The 2,785-nt window shown below is 47.9% G+C and carries 2 rRNA genes (1 of these 2 cut by a window edge); both read left to right on the top strand.

What is annotated here, in order from left to right:
• Window positions 1-2,515: ribosomal RNA gene (locus FLACOL7796_RS00035) — 23S ribosomal RNA — on the top strand; it begins 468 nt to the left of the window's first position.
• Window positions 2,516-2,671: 156 nt separating this feature from the next.
• A 5S ribosomal RNA gene (rrf, locus tag FLACOL7796_RS00030) occupies window positions 2,672-2,781 on the top strand.
• The last annotated feature ends 4 nt before the right edge of the window (window positions 2,782-2,785 follow it).

Raw genomic sequence — 2,785 nt, 5'->3', positions numbered from 1 at the left:
CAAGTATAATAGATAGTGGTATCCTGAGTAGGGCGGGGCACGTGAAACCCTGTCTGAATTTGGCGGGACCATCCGCTAAGGCTAAATACTCCTGAGAGACCGATAGTGAACCAGTACCGTGAGGGAAAGGTGAAAAGAACCGTGAATAACGGAGTGAAATAGATCCTGAAACCATACGCTTACAAGCGGTCGGAGCCCTTTCGTGGGGTGACGGCGTGCCTTTTGCATAATGAGCCTACGAGTTAACGTTGCTGGCAAGGTTAAGTGGTTAAGCCACGGATCCGTAGCGAAAGCGAGTCTGAATAGGGCGCTTTAGTCAGTAGTGTTAGACGCGAAACCGTGTGATCTACCCATGGGCAGGATGAAGCTGTGGTAACACACAGTGGAGGTCCGAACCGGTTGACGTTGAAAAGTCTTCGGATGACCTGTGGGTAGGGGTGAAAGGCCAATCAAACTCGGAAATAGCTCGTACTCCCCGAAATGCATTTAGGTGCAGCGCTGTGCATAAAGTTATATAGAGGTAGAGCTACTGATTGGATGCGGGGGCTTCACCGCCTACCAATTCCTGACAAACTCCGAATGCTATATAATGTTTCACAGCAGTGAGGGCTTGGGTGCTAAGGTCCAAGTCCGAGAGGGAAAGAACCCAGACCATCAGCTAAGGTCCCCAAATATATACTAAGTTGAAAGAACGAGGTTTGTCTGCCCAGACAGCTAGGATGTTGGCTTGGAAGCAGCCATTCATTTAAAGAGTGCGTAACAGCTCACTAGTCGAGCGGACGAGCATGGATAATAATCGGGCATAAGTATATTACCGAAGCTATGGATTTACAGTTTACTGTAAGTGGTAGGGGAGCATTCTAACAGGGTTGAAGGTGTATCGTAAGGTATGCTGGACTGGTTAGAAAAGAAAATGTAGGCATAAGTAACGATAATGCGGGCGAGAAACCCGCACACCGAAAAACTAAGGTTTCCACAGCTATGCTAATCAGCTGTGGGTTAGTCTGGTCCTAAGGCGAACCCGAAAGGGACAGTCGATGGCTAACGGGTTAATATTCCCGTACTACTAATTACTGTGATGGGGTGACGGAGTGATGAAAGCGCCGCGAACTGACGGAATAGTTCGTTGAAGTACCTACCTATAAGATCTGCAGGCAAATCCACAGATCTTGGGGAAATACGATAGTACTCGGAGTCTTCGGACAAAGAGATAGTGCGCCTAAGGGCTTCCAAGAAAAACCTCTAAACTTCAGGTAATTAGTACCAGTACCGTAAACCGACACAGGTAGTTGAGGAGAGAATCCTAAGGTGCTCGAGAGATTCATGGCTAAGGAATTAGGCAAAATAGACCTGTAACTTCGGGAGAAAGGTCGCCCTGAGCAATCAGGGCCGCAGTGAAGAGGTCCAGGCGACTGTTTATCAAAAACACAGGGCTCTGCAAAATCGTAAGATGAAGTATAGGGCCTGACACCTGCCCGGTGCTGGAAGGTTAAGAGGAGATGTTATCTTCGGAGAAGCATTGAATTGAAGCCCCAGTAAACGGCGGCCGTAACTATAACGGTCCTAAGGTAGCGAAATTCCTTGTCGGGTAAGTTCCGACCTGCACGAATGGTGTAACGATCTGGACACTGTCTCAGCCATGAGCTCGGTGAAATTGTAGTAACGGTGAAGATGCCGTTTACCCGCAGTGGGACGAAAAGACCCTGTGCACCTTTACTATAGCTTAGTATTGACCTTGGATAAATGATGTGTAGGATAGGTTGGAGACTGTGAAGTGGCGTCGCCAGGCGTTGTGGAGTCATTGTTGAAATACAACCCTTTGTTTATCTGAGGCCTAACCCCATATTGTGGGGGACATTGCTTGGTGGGTAGTTTGACTGGGGTGGTCGCCTCCAAAAGAGTAACGGAGGCTTCTAAAGGTTCCCTCAGTACGCTTGGTAACCGTGCGTAGAGTGCAATGGCATAAGGGAGCTTGACTGAGAGACATACAGGTCGATCAGGTACGAAAGTAGAGCATAGTGATCCGGTGGTTCCGCATGGAAGGGCCATCGCTCAAAGGATAAAAGGTACGCCGGGGATAACAGGCTGATCTCCCCCAAGAGCTCATATCGACGGGGGGGTTTGGCACCTCGATGTCGGCTCGTCACATCCTGGGGCTGGAGAAGGTCCCAAGGGTTGGGCTGTTCGCCCATTAAAGTGGCACGCGAGCTGGGTTCAGAACGTCGTGAGACAGTTCGGTCTCTATCTACTGTGGGCGTTAGAAATTTGAGTGGATCTGATTCTAGTACGAGAGGACCGAATTGGACAAACCTCTAGTGTATCTGTTGTCCCGCCAGGGGCACCGCAGAGTAGCTACGTTTGGAAGGGATAAGCGCTGAAAGCATATAAGCGCGAAACCCACCACAAGATGAGATTTCTTTTAAGGATCGTGGAAGATGACCACGTTGATAGGCTATAGATGTAAAGGCAGTAATGTCATAGTCGAGTAGTACTAATAATCCGTAAGCTTATGTACACCCTTTTCCCCCGATGCAAATCGGGGGGAGAAACTTTCTAAAATAGTAAATAAAAGTACTTTTCTTTATCTCAGTATGTTAAGATATTGTTTTTAATTATGAATTGTGAATTATCAATTGTTAATTAAAAAAGTTACCTCAAGTAACAACGACCTTAAGGTGGTTATTGCGGCGGGGCTCACCTCTTCCCATCCCGAACAGAGTAGTTAAGCCCGCCTGCGCAGATGGTACTGCAGTTATGTGGGAGAGTATGTCGTCGCCTTTCTTTT

Source organism: Flavobacterium bizetiae (assembly GCF_902804475.1).
Lineage (GTDB): Bacteria > Bacteroidota > Bacteroidia > Flavobacteriales > Flavobacteriaceae > Flavobacterium > Flavobacterium bizetiae.
This window is presented reverse-complemented; position numbering and strand designations above follow the sequence as displayed.